At 47.7% G+C, this 23,937-nt stretch carries 22 protein-coding genes; 7 read left to right on the forward strand and 15 right to left on the reverse strand.

Annotated elements, in window-relative coordinates:
• Positions 1-289: 289 nt before the first annotated feature.
• The 11 genes from D829_RS0121525 to D829_RS0121580 form a co-directional block, all read right to left on the reverse strand.
• Positions 290-2,767, reverse strand: coding sequence for a heavy metal translocating P-type ATPase (locus D829_RS0121525; RefSeq protein ID WP_026081333.1), 2,478 nt, complete (start codon positions 2,765-2,767; stop codon positions 290-292).
• 236 nt (positions 2,768-3,003) lie between these two features.
• Positions 3,004-3,204 carry a copper ion binding protein gene (locus tag D829_RS0121530; protein WP_017691004.1) on the reverse strand — a complete coding sequence of 67 codons (201 nt, stop codon included), beginning with the start codon at positions 3,202-3,204 and terminating at the stop codon, positions 3,004-3,006.
• A 59-nt stretch (positions 3,205-3,263) separates the two neighbouring features.
• On the reverse strand, positions 3,264-3,665 hold the full coding sequence (locus tag D829_RS34300; protein ID WP_277422761.1) for a metal-sensitive transcriptional regulator: 402 nt from the start codon (positions 3,663-3,665) through the stop codon (positions 3,264-3,266).
• A 120-nt stretch (positions 3,666-3,785) separates the two neighbouring features.
• Positions 3,786-4,274: a GNAT family N-acetyltransferase gene (locus D829_RS0121540; RefSeq protein ID WP_017691006.1), complete on the reverse strand. Its 489-nt coding sequence runs from the start codon at positions 4,272-4,274 to the stop codon at positions 3,786-3,788.
• Positions 4,275-4,397: 123 nt separating this feature from the next.
• On the reverse strand, positions 4,398-4,583 hold the full coding sequence (locus tag D829_RS0121545; protein WP_017691007.1) for a hypothetical protein: 186 nt from the start codon (positions 4,581-4,583) through the stop codon (positions 4,398-4,400).
• A gap of 580 nt (positions 4,584-5,163) precedes the next feature.
• Positions 5,164-5,922 carry a nucleoside phosphorylase gene (locus D829_RS0121555; protein WP_017691009.1) on the reverse strand — a complete coding sequence of 253 codons (759 nt, stop codon included), beginning with the start codon at positions 5,920-5,922 and terminating at the stop codon, positions 5,164-5,166.
• Between the two features lies 1 nt (position 5,923).
• Positions 5,924-6,595: a sulfite oxidase-like oxidoreductase gene (locus D829_RS0121560; protein ID WP_017691010.1), complete on the reverse strand. Its 672-nt coding sequence runs from the start codon at positions 6,593-6,595 to the stop codon at positions 5,924-5,926.
• 47 nt (positions 6,596-6,642) lie between these two features.
• Entirely contained in the window at positions 6,643-7,566 is a 924-nt protein-coding gene (locus D829_RS0121565) for an ABC transporter permease (protein WP_017691011.1), read from the reverse strand.
• A complete protein-coding gene (locus tag D829_RS0121570; RefSeq protein WP_017691012.1) occupies positions 7,550-8,617 on the reverse strand; it encodes an ABC transporter permease in 1,068 nt (355 codons plus the stop codon). The genes D829_RS0121565 and D829_RS0121570 overlap by 17 nt, the downstream gene beginning before the upstream one ends.
• Entirely contained in the window at positions 8,614-10,113 is a 1,500-nt protein-coding gene (locus D829_RS0121575) for an ABC transporter ATP-binding protein (RefSeq protein ID WP_017691013.1), read from the reverse strand. The genes D829_RS0121570 and D829_RS0121575 overlap by 4 nt, the downstream gene beginning before the upstream one ends.
• Before the next feature lie 114 nt (positions 10,114-10,227).
• Positions 10,228-11,259, reverse strand: a complete 1,032-nt coding sequence (locus tag D829_RS0121580) for a BMP family protein (RefSeq protein WP_017691014.1) — start codon at positions 11,257-11,259, stop codon at positions 10,228-10,230.
• A gap of 277 nt (positions 11,260-11,536) precedes the next feature.
• Here D829_RS0121580 and D829_RS0121585 point away from each other — a divergent pair, with 277 nt between their 5' ends.
• The 3 genes from D829_RS0121585 (at position 11,537) to D829_RS0121600 (ending at position 16,119) form a co-directional block, all read left to right on the forward strand.
• Positions 11,537-12,958 carry a hypothetical protein gene (locus D829_RS0121585; protein WP_017691015.1) on the forward strand — a complete coding sequence of 474 codons (1,422 nt, stop codon included), beginning with the start codon at positions 11,537-11,539 and terminating at the stop codon, positions 12,956-12,958.
• A 243-nt stretch (positions 12,959-13,201) separates the two neighbouring features.
• A complete protein-coding gene (locus D829_RS0121590) occupies positions 13,202-13,792 on the forward strand; it encodes a DUF5317 domain-containing protein (RefSeq protein ID WP_017691016.1) in 591 nt (196 codons plus the stop codon).
• Between the two features lie 494 nt (positions 13,793-14,286).
• Positions 14,287-16,119 (forward strand): diguanylate cyclase, encoded by a 1,833-nt coding sequence (locus D829_RS0121600; RefSeq protein ID WP_017691018.1) that lies wholly within the window; start codon positions 14,287-14,289, stop codon positions 16,117-16,119.
• Between the two features lie 137 nt (positions 16,120-16,256).
• Here the strand turns inward: D829_RS0121600 and D829_RS33805 are convergent, their stop codons facing one another.
• Positions 16,257-16,424: a hypothetical protein gene (locus D829_RS33805; RefSeq protein ID WP_017691019.1), complete on the reverse strand. Its 168-nt coding sequence runs from the start codon at positions 16,422-16,424 to the stop codon at positions 16,257-16,259.
• Positions 16,425-16,729: 305 nt separating this feature from the next.
• On the opposite strand from D829_RS33805, the gene D829_RS0121610 reads away from it, so the two are divergent.
• The 4 genes from D829_RS0121610 to D829_RS0121625 all read left to right on the forward strand — a co-directional run bounded on the left by D829_RS0121610 (position 16,730) and on the right by D829_RS0121625 (position 21,422).
• Positions 16,730-17,560 carry a histidine kinase gene (locus tag D829_RS0121610; RefSeq protein WP_017691020.1) on the forward strand — a complete coding sequence of 277 codons (831 nt, stop codon included), beginning with the start codon at positions 16,730-16,732 and terminating at the stop codon, positions 17,558-17,560.
• Between the two features lies 1 nt (position 17,561).
• Positions 17,562-18,218, forward strand: coding sequence for a response regulator transcription factor (locus D829_RS0121615; RefSeq protein WP_017691021.1), 657 nt, complete (start codon positions 17,562-17,564; stop codon positions 18,216-18,218).
• 208 nt (positions 18,219-18,426) lie between these two features.
• Positions 18,427-20,142 carry a copper resistance protein CopC gene (locus tag D829_RS0121620; protein WP_017691022.1) on the forward strand — a complete coding sequence of 572 codons (1,716 nt, stop codon included), beginning with the start codon at positions 18,427-18,429 and terminating at the stop codon, positions 20,140-20,142.
• A 503-nt stretch (positions 20,143-20,645) separates the two neighbouring features.
• Entirely contained in the window at positions 20,646-21,422 is a 777-nt protein-coding gene (locus D829_RS0121625; protein ID WP_017691023.1) for a YcnI family protein, read from the forward strand.
• Between the two features lie 226 nt (positions 21,423-21,648).
• On the opposite strand, the gene D829_RS0121630 is transcribed toward D829_RS0121625, so the two are convergent.
• The 3 genes from D829_RS0121630 to D829_RS31685 are packed head-to-tail and all read right to left on the reverse strand — an operon-like array spanning position 21,649 to position 23,576.
• Positions 21,649-21,921 (reverse strand): hypothetical protein, encoded by a 273-nt coding sequence (locus D829_RS0121630; protein ID WP_017691024.1) that lies wholly within the window; start codon positions 21,919-21,921, stop codon positions 21,649-21,651.
• A 50-nt stretch (positions 21,922-21,971) separates the two neighbouring features.
• Positions 21,972-23,264, reverse strand: a complete 1,293-nt coding sequence (locus tag D829_RS0121635; protein WP_017691025.1) for a hypothetical protein — start codon at positions 23,262-23,264, stop codon at positions 21,972-21,974.
• Between the two features lie 30 nt (positions 23,265-23,294).
• Positions 23,295-23,576: a hypothetical protein gene (locus tag D829_RS31685; RefSeq protein WP_017691026.1), complete on the reverse strand. Its 282-nt coding sequence runs from the start codon at positions 23,574-23,576 to the stop codon at positions 23,295-23,297.
• Positions 23,577-23,937: the final 361 nt, after the last annotated feature.

Consider the following 23,937-nt stretch of genomic DNA (forward strand, 5'->3'; position numbering starts at 1 on the left):
GATCGTTTAAATTTTATGTGAATATGTTCATATTGTCAACTTATTTTTGAAAAATTCAGAAAACGTAAGCTTTATTCATGAATACAATTGATCCATTTTCACAAAAGAGCATTATGCTATCCTTTCTCCCTAGAAAAGAACATCTATACCAACGATTCAGGGCTTACTTTCTGGCATCTCAACTGTATTTTTCTCAACAAAAAACACGGTCCGCCGCAGCGAACCGCGCATTTATTAATCCTCACTTGATTACAATGAGACGTTGAATATATCTCTAAACTTGGGTCGGTCAGTCATTTCTCTTCAGCTTCATGCGTTGCAGACGCAACGAATTCAGTACAACCGACACGGAGCTGAACGCCATCGCCGCCCCTGCCAGCCATGGAGCCAAGAAGCCAACTGCCGCAATGGGAATACCAATAACGTTGTATCCGAGTGCCCAGAACAAGTTTTGTTTGATGTTCCCCATCGTGCGCCGGCTCATCTCAATCGCATCTGCAATGCTGTTCAGATCACCACGCATCAAGGTAATATCCGCCGCTTCCATCGCTACATCCGTTCCTGTTCCGATGGCCATCCCAATATCAGCAGTAGCAAGTGCCGGAGCATCATTAATGCCGTCACCTACCATCGCAACTTTCAGGCCACTCTCCTGAAGTTTCTTCACTTCCGCAGCTTTACCCTCCGGCAGAACCTCAGCCAGAACTTTACCGATCCCTGCCTGTTCTGCTACAGCGCGAGCTGTTCGCTCATTGTCTCCCGTGATCATGATGACATCAATCCCCATCGCCTGAAGACGACCAATGGCTTCTCGAGAGGTATCCTTGATGGTGTCAGCCACAGCCACGATCCCTGCCCACTGACCATCCACCGCTACCAGCATCGCTGTACGCCCTTGTTCCTCCAGACGGTTCATCTGCTGAACGGTTTCCTCAGAGACATTCACCTGTTCATCCGCAAGCAAACGCCGCGTGCCAACCAGAATTTCCTGCCCTTTTGCTGAAGCTCGCACGCCGTATCCCGGTATGTTCTCGAACTTCTCTGTTGGGGTCAGCTCCAGACCCTTGCCACGAATACCTGCAACAATCGCCTCTGCCAGCGGATGCTCGGAACTCTGTTCGGCCGCTCCCACTCGCTCAAGCAGATCAGATTCCGTCCAATTCGGAGCCGTGATAACATCGGTAAGGACCGGTTTACCTTGGGTTACTGTACCTGTTTTGTCGAGCACTACGGTCTGAATCTGTTGTGCCGATTCCAGATGTTCGCCGCCCTTGAACAGAATGCCATATTCAGCCGCACGTCCTGATCCAGCCATGACAGAAGTCGGCGTTGCCAGCCCTAGTGCACATGGACAAGCAATGACAAGCACGGCAATCGCTTTTTCAAGGGAACCAGCGAAGTCACCTGGACTTGCAAACAGATACCAGATCAGGAATGTCAGCGCAGCTATGCCGACAACAATCGGAACAAAAATGCCTGAAATGACATCTGCGATCCGCTGGATCGGTGCTTTGGAGCCCTGAGCTTGCTCGACTACTTTAATAATCTGGGACAAAGCCGTGTCCGAGCCCACTCGGGTCGCACGCAGTCGTAATACCCCGTTTTTGTTCAGCGTAGCACCTGTAACGGGATCTCCTGGCTTTTTATCCACGGGAAGACTCTCCCCGCTCAGCATGGATTCATCCACAGAGGATTGCCCCTCTTCAACGATACCATCCACCGGGATGCTGTCCCCCGGCTTCACCAGGATCAGATCACCCACCGCAACATATGCGGCAGGAACCATAACTTCCTGTCCATCACGAATGACACGGGCTTCACGTGGAGCCAGTTCAATCAGGCTTTTGATTGCCTGTGAAGAGCGACCTTTCGCCACAGCTTCGAACCATTTTCCCAGTAAAATTAACGTAATCAGAATTGCACTTGTCTCATAATAGAGTTCTACCGAAGGCATGGCGGCTGTGCTCGTTCCCATTGCCCCGTGATCCATGGTTGTAGAAGGTAAGTACCCACTGGATAACGTCAGATAGAGACTGTAGAAAAACGCTGCACTGGTACCCAGTGCGACGAGAACGTCCATATTGGCACTGCGGTTACGTAGGGCTTTGTATGCCCCCACATAGAATTGCCATCCAATCACGAACTGTACTGGCGTTGCCAGAATCAGCTGGAACCACGGGTTCATGAACAGATCTGGGACATAGATTCCGGATGTGAACGAGAAATGCCCGACCATTGCCCACAGCAAAGGAATCGATAACAACGCAGATATCATCCATTTCCACTTTTTGCGTTGCAGCTCACGTTCACGAACCGATGTGGTCTCTTCTTGCGTCAATTGCAGTTCGGCACCGTAGCCCATCTGCTTGATCTTGGCGGTAATATCAGAAGGTTTCAATGTGCCAGCCGCATATTCGATATGCCCTGTTTCCAGCGCCAGATTCACATTCGCCTGAGATACCCCAGGTAGTCGGGAAAGACCCTTTTCAATCCGGGCAGAACAGGCAGCACACGTCATACCCGTGATGTTCAGATCAACCGATTCGGACACCGTACCGTAGCCAAGTGCCTCTACTTTATCCCGCAACGCGTTCACGTTAGTTGTCTTTGGATCATAAGATACGGTTGCCTGTTCGATGGCAAGGTTCACATTGGCCTGATGCACCCCTTCCATGCGAGACAAGCCCTTCTCCACTCGTATCGAACATGCAGCACAGGTCATTCCCGTGATGTGCAGTGTTGCCTTCAGTCCTGGTGCGTCTGCCATAGGTGGTATTGGGGTTGGTTCGGATGATCTATCCATTGGTTTATTCGTTGAGTTCATTGAGTTATCCATCATGTCAGCTCCTTTCATATCGATTCAATTTATTGTATATTACATCACTCAGCATACCCCCAAGGGGTATATATCAGACAGAAAATTAGGCTTAAACCTGACTCGTGGGAAAAGGGTTTGACCTCTTTTTCACCCATGAGCATGTTGGGTTTAAGCCTGTGATGCAGTTAGACTACATCGTATCCCTGATCTTCAATGGCAGCTTTGATCTGATCCACGTTCACCGTCTGCTCATCATATTCCACTGCTACTGTTCCCGCTGCCAGATCAACCTTACCACTCGCACCGGTATTCTTCACAGCTTCTTCAACTGATTTCACACAGTGATTGCAAGACATTCCTGTAACGTTCAACGTAACATTAGACATTGTAAATTCCTCCTTGGAGTATATTAAAATGATAAATTAAATAGGTGAATTGATTCAGCTTACTTCATTAACTTCCGCATCGTAACCAACAGTTCATCCACAACCTCATGTTCACCAGCCTGAATGCGCTCAACGATACAGCTCTTCATATGGCCTTCAAGCAAAAGTTTGCCTACTGAATTAAGAGCAGACTGAGCCGCCGCAATCTGCGTCAGCACATCATCACAATACGTATCCTTCTCGATCAATCCCTTGATCCCGCGAATCTGACCTTCCACACGGTTCAAACGAGAAACCAGGTTACTCTTCATCTCCTGCGAATGGTGACTCTTGCGCACATGCTTCCCATCACTGCCCTCGGCATGACAGGATACTGCTTCTTGGACTGTAGCCAAAGCTTCCGTTGAATCTGACTTGGAGGATTGCAAAGGTTCCTCGGGATGGCTCTGATGATCCATCATGAACACCCCTTTTCTTTCGTTCTTTTCTAAGAGTAACATACCCCATGGGGGTATTCAAGAGTATTCTGATATTTTGATAAAAATGGATGAATCCCTGCTAATTAAATAGGGCGATGTATCTTACAAGGTATACTCCATCCTGCTGCTGCGGACGACCAGACTCATCTGTTCATAGAAAGCCTGTGCACCAGAGTTAAACGTCGACACGGATAATTCCAAGCTGTCTGCCTGAAGTTCTCTCCCTAGCTCGATGAATGCTTGTAGTACCTGTTTACCTGTTCCTTGGCCCCGATGCTTGGTATCCACTACAAGTTCATGGATGTACAGCATCTTGCGATCCACCATCAATGGGTTATCCTGAATTACACTTAACTGCGCGCTCCCGTAACCCAGAATCAAGCCCGTTTCGGAAGACTCGGCAACATACAGGTAACGCTTGTCCGTTTCCAGCAGTTCGGTGAACTCCTTTTCCTCCATTCTGGTCTCTAACGCTCTGTATAGATCCGGCCGCGCCTCGACATGCATCTGGTGCAGCTCATCCATCAACAATGACACGCCAGAGTAGTCCCTCATTTCTGCCTTTCGGATGTTAATCGTACCTGTACTCATCCCCATCACTCTTTCGTCTACTGAATTTTAAATTATTATACAACCAAAAAACAGATACCATAAGGGTACCTGCTTCGCTAAATTTATCTTCATTCCATCAATCCCATAGGATGCTCATGTTGTTTATTTTTTCGAAGAAGCATTTCCTTCATTAAAAGCAACAGGTGATGGCTTCGCTGCCCATTCGTCCGCCTGCGGCTCAATGTCTACTCCGCTTAGAATCTTCTTTTTCTCCATTAAGGAATCCCCGTCTTCATCCAGCTTGTTACGAATTTCCGCCTCATCCTGAGGTTGATTGTTCTGTGTCATCGTAGAGTCCTCCCTTTTTTCGTATTCATGTTGATGTTCCTTTATATAACGTGCCCACTTTCTGCATTATCATTCCCTTCGAGGATCAGGCCGGGAGATCTAACGAATCGTACACACCTTATAAGGGCAAATATAGGGGGAATGAAAATGTAATGAATCTCAGACACGTTATATCACAGTAATTCATCTAAATGGGTGGAAAAAAGGGACCTTTACAGTCATTAGCGTGCCTACGATTCGTTAGAATTTCACACTTGCGATTTCCGCCCGAATAAGACGTGCTGAGTTCGTTAGAAAATATAAAATACAGATAGCTGTATCGCTTGTTTGACACTGTTTATCAGTTCATCATAACCAAGTGGATACAACACATCATTTATGTCCCACTCTTCCTTAAACTCTCGCTTTTTCAGGAAATTCCATATCCACCTAAAAACCTTAACTGTAATGTTCCAAGCACTCCTACGGTCAAAAAAAGGCATCCCACTGGTCATTTTCCTGACCTTACGGGATGCCCTCTTTCCTTATAGTCCAACTCAGGTGGACGCTTAACCGATTTCGATTTATTTCGGTTTTCGTATTAAGCCTGATCCTGACGAGCAAGCGCGGCTAGCGCACGTAGCGCTGCATTAATCTCGCGCTCCACCGCTTGTCCAACCGCATCCGTATGCGGATCATACTCGGCTGCCAGGTCGCTGTCCGCGAATCCATCGATCGCGACAATCGCTCCGGCGCGAGCACCACGCAAGGTGCTGACGATGTAGAGCGCCGCAATTTCCATCTCGGCCGCAAGTGCTCCAGCCTGCTTGTACTTGCGGTGTGGAATCTCTTCCACGCCTGCAAAGAACGCATCCAGCGTTACGGTGATACCAACGCCCACTTTGCCTGCAAAGGTTGCAGCATCCGCGCTTTCTTGCTCACGAGCAGCTTCGATCAACGCTTGTGTCACCCCAATGTCCGCTACCGCTGGGAAACCATCCGGCACCAGTTGGCGAGTCAACCCGTCCGTACGAACAGCGGCTGTACTCACAATCACGCTGCCTGCCGGATAATCGGCTGTATATGATCCCGCTGTACCTACACGAATCAGAGTTGTTACACCCGCGCGAATCAATTCCTCGAAACACACAGCTGCTCCAGGTGAACCTACACCATGGCTGACCACAGCGATCTGTACCCCTTCATACAAGCCAACAAATGTGCGATACTCCCGACTGAACGCCAGTTCTCTCGCATGCTCCAGCTTACGGGAAATCTTCTCCGCACGTGCCGGATCACCACAGACGATGGCATATGCCGGCATGTCTTCCGAATGAATCTGCAAAATAGGCATCAACATATCAATCAAACTCCTTCTTCGTCCACTCGTCTTCCGGAATCGGCAGATCTTCACCCGAGAAACGTTGTTCCTTGAACGGATCGGCAAAATGGTGGAAACCATTCACTTCCCAGAATCCGTTCCGATCTTCTGTCATAAACTCCAGTCCACGTATCCACTTCGCACTCTTCCAGAAGTAAAGTTGTGGCACAACCATACGCAGTGGAAAACCATGCTTGGGTGTTAGTGGCTCACCGTTATATTTGAATGCAAGCAGTACATCATCATGCATCAATTCTTCGAGCGGTACATTTGTCTCATAATCATGATCCGCATGGATCATGACGTATTTTGCCTCCGGCTTAACCCCCAGAAGTTTCACAAAATCAGAGAAGCGAATACCTTCCCACGGCGTATCAAATTTCGACCAGCGTGTAACACAGTGAATATCACTCACCGTGTTCACCTGAGGCATCGCCTGCAACTCAGCTAGGGAGAACACCTTCTCTTCTTCCACTTCGCCGAATACCTTCAAGTCCCAGGTGGACAGGTCATATTCCGGCACTTCCCCTTCATGCAGAATCGGGAATTTCTCCGTCAGCATCTGTCCTGGCGGCAGCCGATCTCCGTGATCGTTACCTGTTTTGGGTGCCGGGGTTTTACTTTTTTTCAAACGTTCAGCCTTGTTATGCAAGTGGAATTCCTCCTTCTTTTACTGTCTCTAACATAGACATTCAGGAATTAACGCGAGCTTCCGCCCGCTTTCAGTGCATCCTGTGCATAGGTACGGTCTTTGAAAAAGAACATTGCGACCAGCGTCACAATATACGGCAGCATCAACGTGAAATGCGTTGGCAGTGAGAATCCTTGCAGACGAATACTCAATGCTTCCATGAAGCCAAACAGAACACTGGACCCCATGACGCCAAGCGGATTCGCTTGTCCCAGCATCGTTGCGACTAGAGCGATAAAACCACGACCAGCAGTCATGCCTTCGGTAAACATCGTCACCTGACCGAGAGACAACTGTGCTCCAGCCAGAGCACACAACACACCGCACATCAGAACGGCACCATACTGGATGCCACGTACCTTGATCCCGATGCTCTGTGCTGCAATCGGGTTCTCACCGACGGAGCGCAGACGGAAGCCGGATACACTTTTGAACAGATAAAATTGTAATGCAATCACGAGCACAATGCCGAGATAGACCAGGGGACTATGTCCAGATATTACATCGCCGACCCACGGAATGTCCTTAATCAGCGGAATATCCCACTTGGGAAGTCCCACCATGTCTTTGTCGTAGTATGCACCTTTTACATCAAAAATCGCACGTAGTGCAAAGGTCGTCACCCCCGCAGCCAGGAAGTTGAGCGAGATCCCGACCACGATGGCGTTGGCCTTGAGATTAATGCTTATAAAGGCAAAGAGCGCCGAGAATAACATCACAATAATAATGGAAAAGAGTACAGCCAGCAGCACATTGCCAAACAAATAATTGCCGACAATGGCGGAGAACGCACCGATCAGAACCAGTCCTTCAAGACCCACGTTAAACAGACCGACACGAGAACATAAAGCCCCACCGAGCGCTGCAAGCAGGATTGGAGTCATAATCCGCAAGGTTGAGCCAAACATGGCTGCATCAAACAGTTGTTGCATTGGACTTTTTCTCCTTTCTCCGCTTCAGGAATGAATAACCGATCTGAGCTGATACAAATAACGTCAATACAGCCTGGATGACACTGCCAACTTCCAGCGGTACATCCGTGTTCCGTTCCATCCCCATGGCACCTGTCTGTAACGCAGCCAGCAAAATAGCTGCCACAGCTGTACCCAGTGGATGCGAGCGGGCAAGCAACGTTGCCATAATGCCACTCCATGCGTAACTCGCCGATGACAATGAGCCATCAAGGAAACGGTACTGTGTACCGAGCACTTCCCCCGCACCCGCGAGTCCAGCAAGTCCACCACTGATGACCATGGACAGCATCATCATGCGAATGCGACGAACACCGCCGTAGGTTGCAAAAGACGGGTTGCTGCCGAGCATGCGGATCTCGTAACCGGTCACCGTTTTATGTGTGAACCAGTAGATCAGAATGGCCGCTACAATGGCAATAATGAAGCCGGCATGCAGCCCCATGCCTTGGAACAACTTCGGTAACCAGATACTCTGGTCAATCATGGGTGTCTGGGCCATCGCTGCTGATCCAGTCCGATCCTTGAATGGATAGGAGACCATGTAGCCGCCAAAATAAATGGCAATATAGTTAAGTAGTAAGGTTGTGATCAACAGGTTCATCCCGAAGCGTGCATCCAGCCAGCCTGCAAACAGGGACCAGATTCCCCCGGCAACAATACCTGCCACAATCGCAGCAATACACACAAACCAGCCTGGGCCTGGCAGATAGAGCGCCGTGAGCGCAGCACTGAGCCCGCCAAGAATCATCTGGCCTTCGGCTCCCATGTTGAAGAATCCGGCACGGAATGCCAATGCTACGCCAAGCCCCGCCAAGATGATTGGTGTGGAACGAGCCAACGTATTGGTGAAGAAGTAGAAGTTGCCGAAGGCCCCTTTCCACATCTCCGCATACGTATCCACCACATTACCGCCAACGATCAGAATCGCCACAGCCCCTGCAATCAGACCGATGAATACGGCAAGCAGCGGCTGTACGAGTCCGCGAAGTGTTTCTTTTACCCGATTCATATCCGCTCTTTCCCTCCTGCCATTAACAAGCTGATCTGTTCCTCAGTCGCTTCCTCTGCTCTCAATTCTCCGGCAATCTCACCTTCATACATGACAATAATCCGATCAGATAATTGCAAGATCTCGGACAACTCCGATGAAATGAGCAGAATACCCGCACCCTCGCTACGTTTGCGCAGCAATTCAGCATGAATCGTCTCCATCGCTCCGATATCCACACCACGAGTCGGTTCGGCTGCAATTAGAAACGGTGTATCCTGTGCAAATTCACGGGCAGCAATCAGCTTCTGCAAGTTTCCTCCGGACAGAAACTGTGCCTTGGTCTCCGCAGAACCTGTCTTGATGCTGAACTGTTTGATCCAGCTCTCAACCATCGTTCTTGCTGCTTTGGCTTTGATAATACCGCGTGATTGCAAGCGATGATGATGTCCCATCAGTCCATTCTCACGAACACTCGCGTCCTTGGCCGCTCCCCACATGTAGCGATCTTCCGGGATATGAGCAAGTCCATACTCCCGGATGCGCCGTACAGGCCAGTTCGTTGTATCCTGCCCGGACAGCAAGACACGACCACTGTCCGCCTTACGCAGTCCTGCAATCACCTGAATCAGTTCCGACTGTCCGTTACCGGAGATACCCGCTATGCCAACGACCTCGCCTTTTCGAACCTCCATATGAATGTCCTTGAGCGGCGAACGATCCTTAGCTCCGGACAGATTGACCCCTTCGACCTCAAGCACGGCTTCGGCCGGAACCGATGGTTGCTTGTCTATACGCACAAGTTCACGACCAACCATCAGACGAGACAATTCCTCCACATGTGTATCTTTGGCTTCCAACGTACCTGTCACCTGACCATCCCGAAGCACCGTGATCCGGTCGGCTACATCCATAACTTCTTGCAGCTTGTGTGTAATCAGTACAAAGGTTTTGCCCAGCTTGGCGAGCGATTTCATGTTCGCCAGCAATTCCTTCACTTCAAGCGGTGTCAGTACCGCCGAAGGTTCATCCAATATAATGATGTCTGCGCCCTGATGCAGCACCTTGAGAATTTCAACACGCTGTTGCATGCCCAGTGGGCACTCGGACACTTTTTTCCACGGGTCAACCGGCATGCCGTATTGTCTGCCAAGCTCGTTCACCTGAGCCGCTGCTTTTTTGCGGTCAAATGCGCCTGCCTTAGCCGGTTCGCGTCCGATCACGATGTTCTCCGCTACCGTAAAGGAAGGGAACAGCATGAAATGCTGGTGCACCATACCGATGCCGCTTGCCATCGCCTGGGACGGTGTGGCAAAGCTCACCTCGCGTCCACGGACTTTGATTGTGCCTGACGTAGGCTGTTCCATACCGTACAGCATACGCATCAAGGTTGTTTTACCGGCTCCATTCTCACCTACCAGGGCATGAATCTCTCCCTCACGCAAATTAAAACGGATGTCACGGTTAGCGGTGAAGCCGCCGTACTTCTTCGTAATGTGCTCCATCTCCAACAGCATATCTCGCGTTCGCTCCTCTCGGTCTCGGTCATTTAATAGCAGCAAAACCGGCTGCCTGATCGGGCAGCCGGCTGATCCATTCCATCACTCATTCATTGAAAAGAACATTCAAAACTATTGTTGCAATGGATCTTTGACTACGATTTTGCCAGATACGATATCATCTTTGATTGCTTTAACCTTGTCGATCACTTCTTGTCCAACAAAAGCATTCAGCGGAGATTCGCTATCACGTGTAACGTAAGTCAGGCCTACACCGTCTTCTTTCAGGCCGTAGTTTACTGCACCTGCTTTGAAGTTGCCTTCTACGAAATCTTTCACGGTCTCATAAGCAACCGTATCGGTTGACTTCAATTGAGACAATACGATATGTTCCGGGTCTTCAACAGTACGGTCCGTATCCTGACCGGAAGTGTAGAAGCCTTTTTCTTTGGCTGCTTCGAACACGCCAAGATCACCTACAGCTGATGCGCCAGCGATGAAGTCAGCGCCTTTGCCGAATTGTACCAGCGCCAATTCTTTTGCTTTGGCCGGGTCGTTAAATCCACCTACATAGTTCACGAGGAATTCTGCATCCGGATTCACGGATTCCAATCCAGCTTTGAAACCTTCCGTATATTTCTTGATCAATGGTACATCCATTGCTGCGATCATGCCGACTTTATCTGTTTTGGTGGACAATCCAGCAGCTGCACCGAGCAGGTACGCCCCTTCATATTCACGGAAACCAACGCTACGTACGTTAGGCAGATCAACGGTTGTATCTACAATCGCAAAGGACTTGTCCGGATTTTCTGCAGCGACTTTCTTCAATGCATCTTCTGCCTGGAAAGTGGCTGTAATAATCAGATCATAATTCTCGGCAACCGCAGCACGCAGATTTTGTTCAAATGCTGCCGGATCTGTCGATTCAATCGTCTTGGTATCTACTTTGAATTCTTCGCCTGCTTTTTTGAAACCTTCATCCATCTGTACAAAGAAAGGGTTAACCCCTATTTTTTCGGGAAGTACGAGGGCCATCCGAAGAGATTTCTCCGAATCACTGCCTTGGGCGGATTGTTCGTCTTTGGAAGCCGAATTCCCACAAGCTGCCAACAAAATAGCCAACATGATGATCGATAAGACGAACGATAAACCTCTTTTCATTTTGAAAATACCCCTTTTCAACATTCTTTTTTCTTATCCTAGCGGATACTGTCGATCCTTGTCAATAAATCTTTGAGCGTATACACTCAAATAGAATATAATTGACGATTCGCTTTCTACCAAGCTTTGGAAACCGTTCTGTATCAAGCTTTTTTTCGTTGACATCCAGCGCGTCTCCGTGCTAAAGTCAATCCAATTATTATATTCTGATAGGAATTGTCAGAATTATGACCCAAAGCTCATTATTTTCCAACCCATTTTTAAGGAGGCTATTCATTTGAAAAAAATCACCCAGATCACGTTGGCGGCCCTACTCGCCGCTCCGGTAACACTCGGCAGCCTTAGCTTGCCCGCTTCTGCTTCTGCAGCATCTGCAACTCCGGCTAAACCAACCACCTCACAAAGTGTCAAAGGACCGGTAGCTCAGGCTCCAGTTGCTTACACGGAAAGCGCAGCGGATTTTGCTCAATTCTTGCAAGCGAAATACAACATTCAATTGCCGCAACAGATTACCAAAGGTGATTTCATTCAAGCCATTGCAGCCATCACGGAAGCAACTCAAGCAAGTGACAGTGAAGCCAAAGCTCCTGTCTTTACCGATCTATCCTCTGGTGATTCTTCTTATGATGCTGCCGTATCCTTATACAATAATGGGGTTCTTACGGGTACAGAAGTACGTGCCAAGGATCAACTGAGCACTTATGCAGCGGTCTTCATCGCGGTAAAAGCAGCCGGATTCAAGGAACTGGCTTATACTTATCCTGCAGAGAAAACAGCCAAAGCGCTTGCCAAAGTTGGCATTAACCCAAACCGTGTTCAGGGACAAGCCGCACAGGAGCTGGCTGCTGCGATCGATACAGGCCTGATTCCTGAAAGCCTATACCCTGCTCTCCTTAAGGGTGGCGTAGCAAGTAAAGATTTCGCTAATACTTTGCTTGGACGCGTACTGGTCAGTCAAGGGAAATACAAACATGAGATTGGGCGTTCCGGCGATGCGGACATCTATTCCAAACTATATGCTGCATATCGCACAGCGGATCTGATCGAATCACCTGAGCTGAGAAAGATTGTGGATCAGGCCCTGCGAGATGATCTCGTAACAGGTTACAATCTGAAGGATAGCCGCTTTGATTCCAACTTTATCGATGAACTGACACTTACCTACGGCCACGATAATATTCAACATGCTGTGCAATTGGTTGGTTTGTTGCGTAGCGAAGGTATTGATGCTGATGTGCAATTCCAACCCAAGACATCTGCCTTCATTTATTTGAAGGAATGGGGCGAGCCGAAGGAAACACCAGACTATAAAGTGACACAGATCGAGAACGGTAACTATATTGCTTCTGCGAAGGAATATGATATTCAGTTCGAGTTCAACAATGTGGCAGACAAAGTCCGCTTCAATGATATTGTGCTGAAATATGCCAAAAAGAACAGTGACAATACATCTCCATTGATTCTCAATTCCTGGTGGCAACCGCTGTATTATTCACCAACCGCATTGGCGAACTACCCTGTCATTTCCAATAATAAGATCGCGCTTGGTAATTACTATGCTCAGTCCTTCTCTCTGAAAGAGAATGCCAAAGCCATTCGGGAAGGTTTCCTGAAACTGGCACCTGATGCGGACATTACGACGTATGACTTCTGGGTGGACCAGCCTTTCTTCAACTATCTGAACGGTGGATCTGAATAAAATAAATTCCGTCTCCAACCGAATTAAAGCTCGTATTTTGCCATTATAAGTAACCGTCTTTAGCGAATCTTACAAGGGTTTCGACCCCTAGATTCGTAAGGGCGGTTTTTTGTTCAGCATTTTGCAAATTTCTTCTAAAAAATCATTTTTCTCATGCAGGAATTACCAATATAAGGTCGAATCCTTCTATGTACACAAACACGCAATTTCATTGCGCATCTCCGCACGAACAGGAGCTACTCCATGGTATATGACGGTATTCTACTCGGCTTGATCGTTGGATTTTTTCGGGGCGGGTTGCGATATGGGCTCAACCAGTTTGCAGCACTCAGGCTACGAAGTGGCTGGATTTTCCCTGTATTGCTGCTAATCCAGTTCTTTATTTTCTATCTCCAGGAACGATTCGAATGGGTGGCATCCATTAATGGTTACCTCTTTGCTGCCGTCTACATTACAGGACTCGCATTTTTGTGGCTCAACAGACACCACACCGGTTTCATGCTCATCTGGATTGGGGTGTTTCTCAATTTTGCCGTGATGGCTGTCAACGGTGGGCGCATGCCAGTTTCTGTGGAAGCTTCTGCTGTACTGGGACCCTACTATGTAGACATGCTCCGGGAAGGCGGCGCCGTATCGAAGCATTTTATGATGGATGCATCTACACGTTTGCCTTTTCTCGGTGATATCATCCCACTCTCCAGCCCTTATCCACGGACTCAGGTCATCAGCATCGGTGATGTGGTCATGAACGTTGGCATATTCCTTTTTATCCAGTACATGATGGTGAATCGGGACAACAAGGCTGTGCAACCTGCTAAAACTCATCAGGCTTGAAGAGAAGTAGGTAGACTCCAAGGAAGGGAGGTCTTCTCCATGAAAAAATTTGAAGGTGTGAAATATTCCCGCATTGTCATCAACGCAATCATCGTGGCTTCTGTCGTTGTAGCATTAACTTCGGGATACAAGCTGGGCGGCTAGTATCCATACCACCCAACAAGACAAACAGGCTGCCAGCGGCCTGTTTTTTCTTTCTGGATTTTTGCCAGGCAACTTGGTATGTTATATATCCATATAGTATATCCCTTTACAAGAACACCAATCATATATTGAACTGAACATTTACACGAGAACGGAGAGGACAGAAATAACCTGAAGAAGCGAAGTGTTCGCCTTTATCCCGGGATTTTCCCTTTTGGAAAAGAAATCAAAAAATCTGGGGATAACAGCGATCGGAAGGTTGTTCTGTCATCGAAGTGTAAGTGTTAATACCCATCAGCTCAATTTATATACACATCAAGATTAGACTAAACCCAAGCAGGAGATTTTTTATGAACTTTATTCGTAACCTTATCCATAAGGCAGATCGAAGCAGTATGTATGTTATTTTGCTTAGTTGTACCGGGATCGGTGTTTTTCTATACATGAATAAGTGGTCTTACCTTCATCTAACCACGGCGGATTGGGTTATGGTCTACACCATGCTGGGTGCGGCGTTAATTCTGGATTATTTCACGTTCCAGATTCCGCCCAAAGGTAATCAGCAATCCATGGATTCATCGGTATACCTTGCCTGTATATTCATGTTTGGCGGAGCTTTCAGTTTATCTGTACTGCTACCTGTCTCCATCATCTTGTTAATCAAAGAGCGCAAGCTCACCTGGTGGAAACACATTGTCAATTTCAGCATCTACAGTATCATGATTACGGGAGCAGCTGCCGTGTTTGAGTGGACTGGTGGGCAATCGGGAACTCTGGACGACTATAACCTGATTCCTTATTTTGCAGCACTCGCAGCCTACTTCATCATCAACACGATCACACTTGGCTTATTCTTTCATTTCTCGACGAAGGATGCATTACAGCAGATGAAGCGGGCATTTGTTACCGAATCCCTGCTGGTTTATTTATGTACGCTGATTCTCGCGCTTGTCCTGACGATTCTGGTGGTGCACAACGGCGTACTCGGCTTGTTGCTATATCTGAGTCTCAGTATTCTGCTCTCTCATGCCTTCAGGCAGTTGTTTATCATGTATCAGACCATTGAAGAGAAGGCCAACACGGATCAACGTACAGGTCTGTTTAACCATAGCTATTTCGAAAGCATGTTAGAAAGTGAACTTACTGTGGCACGTACTCAGGGAACCCCACTCTGTCTGGGACTTATTGATATCGATGATTTCAAAAAGTATAATGACCGGTTTGGTCACCTTCAAGGTGACAGTCTGTTGTCCCTGCTGGGGGATTTTCTGATGCGAAAGACGGAAGGTACACCTGTTACCGCCTTTCGTTATGGAGGGGAGGAGTTCACTCTGCTCATGCCAGGAATGGAACTGGACGAATCCTACAAGTTTATGAATAAACTGCGCAAACAACTTAACGACACGCCGTTTGAAGGCGTTGAAGTGTTTCCGCACGGTTGTCTCTCCTTCTCGGGTGGCGTCGCCCCCTATCAGGTGGATATGTATAACAAATCCCAGCTCGTAGATCAGGCCGATAAAGCACTGTATTATGCGAAGAAACAGGGCAAGAACAACGTGCACCGCCACGGCAGCAATGATGGCATGGAACACGAGATTGATCTGGTACAGGATGTTCGTGACATCGAGCAGCAGCTCAATCTGTTCAGATACAAGGATATGGATACGTTTAAACATTCCAAACGGGTCTACAAATATGCACTCGATATCAGTGAATTGCTCACACTGGACAATGCGGAAAAACGTCGTTTTGTGCTGGGAGCACTGATTCATGACATCGGCAAACTGGAGATTCCCTGGTCCATTCTGAACAAAAAGGATAAGCTCACGGCAGAAGAATGGGAAACGATCAAAGGACACGTCACCTGGGGCAAAAAAATGGTGATCACGAACGATCGCTTCGCCGATCTGATTCCGTATATTGAACTGCACCACGAGCGCTATGATGGCAAGGGCTATCCTTACGGCCTGAAGGGTAACGAGATTCCCCGGCTCTGCCGGATGCTGACCGTGATTGACTCCTTTGATGCCATGACAACAGAGCGGCCGTATCAGGAAACCAAGAACGTGGAAGAAGCCATTCGGGAGCTACGCGCATGTTCGGGTTCACAGTTCGATCCGGAGCTTGCCGAGTTGTTCATTCAATATATTGAGAAAAGAACCGCTCAGCAACAGTTGCAGTAAGATGAACGGAGCTTCTTCTATATTCTCTTAAAAAGTCAAAGCGCTATCCCCGGTCTGATCGGAGATAGCGCCATTTTTCATTTTCATCATGGAATGAATCGTACACCAGACAACTTCATTCTCGTGCAGATTCTACATTAAGATTTGGTATTCAGCTCATGTGAAGTCTGATGCAGCTCTTTAATCATCTGCTGCAAAAACATGTTGTCTTGGCGACTGATACCGTGCTGATTGTCTTGAACAAGCATTTGATGAATGTTCTTTTTGAGCAATTCACTGCGACGTTCCAATACTTCTTGACTCATGTTGTTGCGTCACTCCTTAACATGTTTTGTAATGAATTCACTTTCTATATTAAGTATAGAGGACCTTCTCCGATAGGGAAAACGGACTCAGCCTTCCTCAGCTGGTCACACCAACCCTCACCTAGCGTGACAACATTTCACCCCTTGTTGTTCTTAGATATCCTTCTAAATACTCCCTGATCCTCCCCAGCTTTCTCTAAAGACACAGAATAGGGTCTTGGACAAACTTGCGTTATAATGGTCCCATCCCTGTATAAATAAAGTACCTAATTAAGCTAATCCTAGATCAAAGGAGTTCTGCATTCATGTCCTATAAACAAATTAAATGGATGATTCTGCTGATCCCCACATTCACGGTTGGCATCTGGGAATATATTCGCCATCAGTTTCTGATGCCGTACCTTTCGATGGATGCTGGTAACTGGTTAACACCGGTCATCGTTTACCTCGTCAGCGTGACACTGCTCAGCAGATTGTTCCACATGCTTGAAGGTGCCAGGGCTGCTCTGGAGCAGGAACGTGCAGCAAAAGCAGCTCTGGAAGCTCGTGACCAATTGGCCCGTGAACTTCACGATGGCATATCTCAGTCTCTTTTCCTGCTCTCAGTGAAGACGGATAAAGCGGGCCGTAGTCTGGCAGGAAGCGGACATGAGCATGAGATCCAGGAGATTCAAAAAACCGTGCATGAAGTCAATACATATGTAAGGCAAGCTATTGCCCAGTTGCGTTATGTTCCCTCGTCTACGGTAACATCAGAAATTATTTCACTGCATGCGCAGGTCGAAGTGCTCGTCAAGGAAACGGTACCTGGTGCACAGATTCATTGGGACCTCAGGGGTGTAACGTTCTCTGCCAAGGAACAAGTGGAACTGCTCGCCTGTATCCGGGAGGGTCTATTGAATGTACGCAAACATGCGCAGGCTACCCAAGTTCAGGTTCACGCGGAGGGTAACCCAATTGCCTGGTTCATTTATATTCAGGATAATGGGATTGGACTACGTGGAGATCCTCTTCATCTGAAGGATCGGTACGGACTGCGAATTACGAAGGAGCGTGCTACCGAGATGGGGTGGTCTTTTACCCTCGATTCAAGACCTGAGCATACACGAATGACGATTGGAAAGGAGCATACTTAATATGGAACATGTACGTGTATTGGTTGTTGATGATCATGCGCATGCGCGGGAAGCGATCTGTAGCATTTTATCCGAGGACAGCCTGTTTGAAGTGATTGGTACAGCTTCGAATGGACAGGAAGCGCTGGAGCTCACCGGACAATGGATGCCTGACCTAATCCTGATGGACGTGCAGATGCCGGACATGGATGGGTTGGAAGCCACCCGTCAGATCAAGCTGCGATTCCCTTATGTTATTGTTGTTATGGTCACGGTATCGGATGATGTGACGTTTCTGTTCGAAGCATTGAAACAAGGCGCTCAAGGCTATTTGCTCAAAAATCTAACGCCTTCCACCTGGCTTGAATACCTCCGCGCTATCGTCAGTGACGACGCACCGCTCAGTAAGGAACTGGCCTACCGGATTTTGCAGGAGTTTCCCGCACCACGCAGTGAAGATGTGCAAGATAACCCGCTAACCGCGCGGGAGCTTGAGATATTACAATGGGTATCCGCGGGATATACCAATCGGGAGATCGCCGATCAACTCGGTATTTCAGACCAGACGGTGAAGAATCATCTGAAAAACATTTTACAGAAACTCCAGCTTGAAAACCGGGTACAACTCACCCGCTACGCGTTAGAGAGCGGGCTTGCAGGACGTAAACTTCGCAAATAAACATTGTTGCTTCGGATTCACGGATGCGTCAGACATAGGTGAGAAATGACATAGCATTCATGCTTTTGTCACAATTATGTAGACCAAATCGTTTTTTTATAGCCCAATGTAGTCATACGCAGACATTTTGGACAAAGTTATAATGGGTTAGATTGTGTTTAAAGGACCATGAATGACTACAAATCTATAACCTGAGGGTGATGATTTTTTGATTTTGACAAGCTTTACCATGAAATGGGGCAAACGGCACTGGGCATTGGTCACCTGTCTGTTGCTCGTATGTTGCCTTGTTATGCCACAGTGGGCATCTGCCCATGCTTATATTGTTAAGGCTTCGCCAGGAGAAAATGAGATCCTCGTAGCTGCTCCGGAGCGGCTGACGCTGGAGTTCAACGAATCCTTGCAAACGGCCTTTTATGATATCAAAATTACCAGGCCTGACGGCACTCAGATAGACGACGGAAATGTGCATGTTGATGCGGATCGCCCTCATATTCTGGAGACTGGCCTGCAGGCCGGACTTGGCAACGGAACATATGCCGTCAACTGGAAAGCTGTATCTGCCGATGGGCATCCGATTCAAGGGACTTATGTTTTCCATATCGGTGAACCATCCGGTTCTCCTGCCGGACTAAGTGATCTTACATCTGGTTCGGGTTCAACAGGTGGGCCGCTGAAATGGATTGTATCCTTGACAGACTGGATTCAGTATCTCGGATTGTCTGTCATTCTGGGGACACTTGCATTCTTGCTGCTGCGAATCGCACCGACATCCATGACAAGAGAACCTATGGACGTTCCGGGTAGCTACAGATTGTTATGGATCAGCTATGCTGCTGCTTCCTTTGCCGCTCTGGTCAGCCTGCCACTGAATACGTTATATGAATCTGGTGTGGCTCTGAGCGAACTAAGCTGGGCACTAATCGGAAGTGCGCTCAAGCTGACGTCTTTTGGCCAGATCTGGATGTTACAGATACTCATTGTAATGCTGCTGGCCGTCACGATTCTCTCCGGATATGATCGCGATCGATCCATCCGTGCTCGCATCTGGTCTTCTTACGGGTCACTCATGCTCGTGCTTGGATGGCTGTTCACTCATGCCATGACGGGACATCCAGCTGCGGCGGATCAACGTGCTCTCGCGATTGCCATGGACTTCGTGCATCTGATCGGTGCTGCTTTCTGGATTGGTGCATTGACTGCCATGGCGATATGTCTGCCCCCACTGGCAGATAAGCTGCCTTCGAAGGTACGAGGAGAAGTCTACTGGACTGCCATTCGCAGGTTTACCGCTTGGGGGATTGGCGCCGTAGCCGCTCTGGTCGCTACAGGGATATACAGCAGTCTGCTTATTCTACCAGCACCTGTGCTGACTTCCTTGTTCACTACAGCCTATGGCCTTGTCCTGATCGGCAAGATCGTCCTGCTTATTGTGATGCTTGTCTTCGCGTGGCGTCATGCCAGATTGGCAAGAGCAGCAACGGGAAGCAGATTATCCGGCAGCCTGAAAGCCGAGCTTGCTACTGGCGCTGTGATTCTCGCTCTGGCTGCCGTGCTGACACATCTGTCTCCGGGACAACCCGCTGCGGCCGGACCGTATCAGGAGACAAAGACTACGGACGATGGCTCGGCGATCACACTTCAGGTGAGTCCTAATGTGACGGGAGAGAACCATTTCGAAGTCGATGTCAAACGTGCAGATGGAAGTATCGTCAATGATCTGGAACAGATCACCCTGTCACTTACACATCTGGACATGGATATGGGGATCTATGAGATCACCATTCCGAAAAATGACACCGGTGTGTACAAGGCTGAAGATTATATCTCCATGCCTGGACGATGGAATATCAAGGTACATCTTCTGACCAAAACGTTGGATGCACTGGATGCCGAATTCGAGATCGACACCGCCAAGCCATAGTTACACAACGATTTATATTGAAAAGTGACCCAATCTAAAATTAGTGTTTCTACAAACTGCAAATGTAGTGAAGGGAATGAAATTGATTCTGGAGAAGCGAAGCACTCGCCTTTATTCCCGGATTTCAACTCATTACTATATAAATTGAACTATTATTTACACTGAAACGGAGAGGACAGAAATAGCGTGAAGAAGCGAAGCGTTGGCCTAAAAGCTTTCTGAAAGAAAGCTGCTTCGGAAGCATATGCTATCACCGGATTTTCCCCTTTGAGAAAAGGGAATCGAAAAATCTGGGGATAACAGCGATTGGAAGGTTATTCTGTCATCGGAGTGCATGTGTAAACCATCTTTAGTTCAATTTATATAGTTGAATCAAAAAAATCCGGGAATAACGGTGATCGAAAGAACCATTCGTAACCGAAACGGCCTTTGCAGAACGTAGACACTCATTTAAGAAAATGGGCCGCATCATATATGATAAGAACTGAGAGGGGTTATTTATTTTGAAGAAAACATCATGGATTTCCAAACTAACATCCACTATCGCAACAGGTACCGCAGCCTTCATGTTATTCGCCGGATTCGCGAGCGCTCACGTTACCGTTAGCCCATCCGTTGCACAGACAAGCGCATGGCAGACGTACACGATTAAGGTTCCATCTGAGAAAGAACTGCCTACAACCAAAATCACAATGAAAGTTCCAGAAGGTGTTGCATTCAAGCAATATCAACCACTGGCAGGCTGGAAAATCACCACAGAGAAGAACGATTCCAATGAAGTAACATCGATCACATGGGAAATTGACGGCGATAACGAGGGTATTATCGCAGGACAATTCCAGCAGTTCAACTTCGTTGTACAGAATCCTAAGGCGGAAGCTGAAGTAGCTTGGGATGCGTTCCAATACTACAGTGATGGCAGCATCGTAGAATGGACAGGCCAACCAAGTGATGCCAACCCGCACAGTATCACAACGATTAGCGAAGATCCGGCTGCTGCTGGTAATGCTGCGGCAGGTGGAGGTCATGCCAACGATGGACATGATAGTGCAGGTACAGAAGGAGCCACTGGGGATAATGCAGCTACCGACGATAGCAAAGCAAACGATGACACCACGTTGGGTGATGCACTCAATGACACCGTTACAGGTGAACCAAACAACACGGATACAGACCCGGGTACGCTGAAACTTCAACAAGCAACATTGATCGTATCCATTCTGGCCCTGATCCTGTCCTTCTTGGGGATTGCATTGGCTACACGTCGCAAAAAACGTTAAGAACTAACTTACAGTTCTACGAAAACCTGAGGAAAATTCAGATAACAAAAAGCCTATGGCATACGGGTTCAAACCCGATGTGCCGTAGGCTTTTTAGCTATCATCATTTTGATTGGCTACCCATGTTCTTTACAATCCGTGGTTTAGGACTAATCATGCCGCTCCACGGTCACACTCATATTAACGCTGATTGCCATCCGCAATATGGCATCAGCCTTACCACTCTTTAGCGTTCCTGATCCGTCTGGATCATGATCTCAATATATTGCAGCAAGCTTTTCTTCTGCTGTTCAATGGATTGAATACGTCTAGACAGGCCCGCAAAAAACTCTTCAATCTGCTGTCTTGTATGATCTGCGGACTGCCCTTTCCAATCGTTCAGGCGACTGTATAGCGCCCGCGCTTCTTGCTCATCGGCTTGCAGACGGGCAAGAAGCTGTGTAAGTTCTTTTTCAGCAATCCGAAGATCATTCAATTCCACCAGCAATTGTCCACCCACTCATGTTCCCCTCCCCTACGTACGTGATATCAACGCTAGCCACCCAGGTCCTAATTAAAATGAACCGGACTCTCGTCCGCCTGCCGGAAGGCATCTGCTTTCTCATCAATAAAGTTCAGGAACTGGCTGGTGTGTTTCATATGCCATGTGCCAAGCTCATGAATGGATGCGTCCAGTTGGGTGACAATTGGCTCCAGCCTGCGACTACGGCTTGTATGCAGATATTGGGCCATGCGGGTTCGCACCTGATTCAGCTCCGCATTGCACTGTTGTGCATTTTGCTTCCACCGTGAAGCGACACTTTTCAGTTCTTCCGGCGTTACCTGAATTAGTCCGGAAGCTCCCCCCACTGAGCCCCCACCTGCAACCATCTTGCTGGTCTGCACACCAAAGCTACGCATAACATCCGCAAGCTCCGTCATGATATTGGAAGGTTCACGAGGAGTTTTATTGATTTTCTCACCAGTGGTAGGGTCGTATAGATCATTGGAAATATAACCATTCTCGAACTGATACTGCTTCAGGTCGTGGTATTCCTTCCCACCAAAAGTGTTACCCATCTTATCCCCCATGCTCATGTTGTCATTCATGTCCTTGTAATTAGAGTTGATGTAATACATGGAACCCACATGGCGATCATAGCCACCAAAGAATCCACTGGCAACAAAGTCACCCGGGTGACCAAAGTTTACGATCTGATTATCGAATCCACCCTCTTCTGCCTTGCGTTTCAGTGATGGAGTCAAGCTGGATATTACAGATGGCGCACTAAAGGTTACTGCCGTCATTCCCGTATGCGCTGCTGCATACTGAGCATTTCCGCCGCCTAGTGAATGCCCCGTCAGAGAGAAATCCAAATTCTTATATTTGTTCTGCATATCCTTCGCGTAGTCTTCTGCTTCGTACATTTGATTTGGAAAAGGATTCAGCTTTTTATCAATCTGCCTATCCAGCTCACCCACCGCATTATCCAAATGGGTCAGTCCAGTGACGTCTTTTACCTTTTGAATTCCACCTGATAACCAATCGGGTGTGAAATCGGTAGACTGTTCAATTTTTCTGCCCAGTTCGGGGATCGCAATCTGACCATCCGCCAGAAAATCAGGCCCTTTACGATCCCATCCGGCACTTCCTTCTGTTCCTCGGTACGAAATGACCGCCTGCCCCGTTTCCGGATTGTAAAAAGTCACTGCGTCAAACCCGGAATAACCGTTGCCATGCGTATCCTCGAGCACTTGCCATCCTGGTAGATTCGCATATTCGGTACCTGCTTTGGCATTTTCATAAGCCAGTTCCGACATCAGACGGTATGTTTCATCATCAATTCGTGGTGTATCCCCCATGTTATGTTCACCTCCAAAATTCAATACAATCTACTTGGCAAAAGGATCGTAGCCTTTCTCAATGATGGCTGCCTTGATTGCAGGGCTCATTCCAAAATTTTTGATTTTTTTATCATTATAGTCATAGGAAATAGTGAACTCCTGATCCTCCTGCTCTACCACATGCCCTTCCATTGCAATCGAGTCGAGTGCCATTTCGGGCAGCAACTCCTTGCTGGTAATAACAACATTCATCTCATACTTGTCTTTGAAATATTTGACCGCTTTCGCTTCTGCTTCTTGAAAAAGTGCCTGTTTCTCACTTTCTTTCATGTTCTGACAGCCTCCCAAAATAAAGATAGATAGCACAATTAGTAAGAATACACATACCTTTTTTTGTATTGGCCTCATACCAATCACCTTCTTCTTATGATTTCAATGTATATGTGCACCCAATGAATCAGGATCATTCACCCATGCCTTCTGCTTCTGTTAACTGAATCATAGTACAAAATCAACATGACCACATCGGCTGAGAGCATCGTTTTTATGTATCTTTCTTCCTATATGATTCATACGCATGTTCGCGTGTATATTACCCGATTTCCTGAATTTTGCATCATAAATGTTTAAAGTATTTCGTATTTCCCTTCCACGGCAAAAAGAGCCTACTCTTTGTTAAAATGTACCCTAT

Origin of the sequence: Paenibacillus sp. PAMC 26794 (genome assembly GCF_000316035.1) — a bacterium.
GTDB lineage: Bacteria > Bacillota > Bacilli > Paenibacillales > Paenibacillaceae > Paenibacillus.

Coding starts and splice junctions, on each gene's coding strand:
- D829_RS0121525 (WP_026081333.1), bottom strand. CDS start 2,767: ATGGCAGACGCACCAGGACTGAAGGCAACACTGCACATCACGGGAATG.
- D829_RS0121530 (WP_017691004.1), bottom strand. CDS start 3,204: ATGTCTAATGTTACGTTGAACGTTACAGGAATGTCTTGCAATCACTGT.
- D829_RS34300 (WP_277422761.1), bottom strand. CDS start 3,665: ATGATGGATCATCAGAGCCATCCCGAGGAACCTTTGCAATCCTCCAAG.
- D829_RS0121540 (WP_017691006.1), bottom strand. CDS start 4,274: ATGAGTACAGGTACGATTAACATCCGAAAGGCAGAAATGAGGGACTAC.
- D829_RS0121545 (WP_017691007.1), bottom strand. CDS start 4,583: ATGACACAGAACAATCAACCTCAGGATGAGGCGGAAATTCGTAACAAG.
- D829_RS0121555 (WP_017691009.1), bottom strand. CDS start 5,922: ATGTTGATGCCTATTTTGCAGATTCATTCGGAAGACATGCCGGCATAT.
- D829_RS0121565 (WP_017691011.1), bottom strand. CDS start 7,566: ATGCAACAACTGTTTGATGCAGCCATGTTTGGCTCAACCTTGCGGATT.
- D829_RS0121570 (WP_017691012.1), bottom strand. CDS start 8,617: ATGAATCGGGTAAAAGAAACACTTCGCGGACTCGTACAGCCGCTGCTT.
- D829_RS0121575 (WP_017691013.1), bottom strand. CDS start 10,113: ATGCTGTTGGAGATGGAGCACATTACGAAGAAGTACGGCGGCTTCACC.
- D829_RS0121580 (WP_017691014.1), bottom strand. CDS start 11,259: ATGAAAAGAGGTTTATCGTTCGTCTTATCGATCATCATGTTGGCTATT.
- D829_RS0121590 (WP_017691016.1), top strand. CDS start 13,202: ATGGTATATGACGGTATTCTACTCGGCTTGATCGTTGGATTTTTTCGG.
- D829_RS0121600 (WP_017691018.1), top strand. CDS start 14,287: ATGAACTTTATTCGTAACCTTATCCATAAGGCAGATCGAAGCAGTATG.
- D829_RS33805 (WP_017691019.1), bottom strand. CDS start 16,424: ATGAGTCAAGAAGTATTGGAACGTCGCAGTGAATTGCTCAAAAAGAAC.
- D829_RS0121610 (WP_017691020.1), top strand. CDS start 16,730: ATGTCCTATAAACAAATTAAATGGATGATTCTGCTGATCCCCACATTC.
- D829_RS0121615 (WP_017691021.1), top strand. CDS start 17,562: ATGGAACATGTACGTGTATTGGTTGTTGATGATCATGCGCATGCGCGG.
- D829_RS0121635 (WP_017691025.1), bottom strand. CDS start 23,264: ATGGGGGATACACCACGAATTGATGATGAAACATACCGTCTGATGTCG.
- D829_RS31685 (WP_017691026.1), bottom strand. CDS start 23,576: ATGAAAGAAAGTGAGAAACAGGCACTTTTTCAAGAAGCAGAAGCGAAA.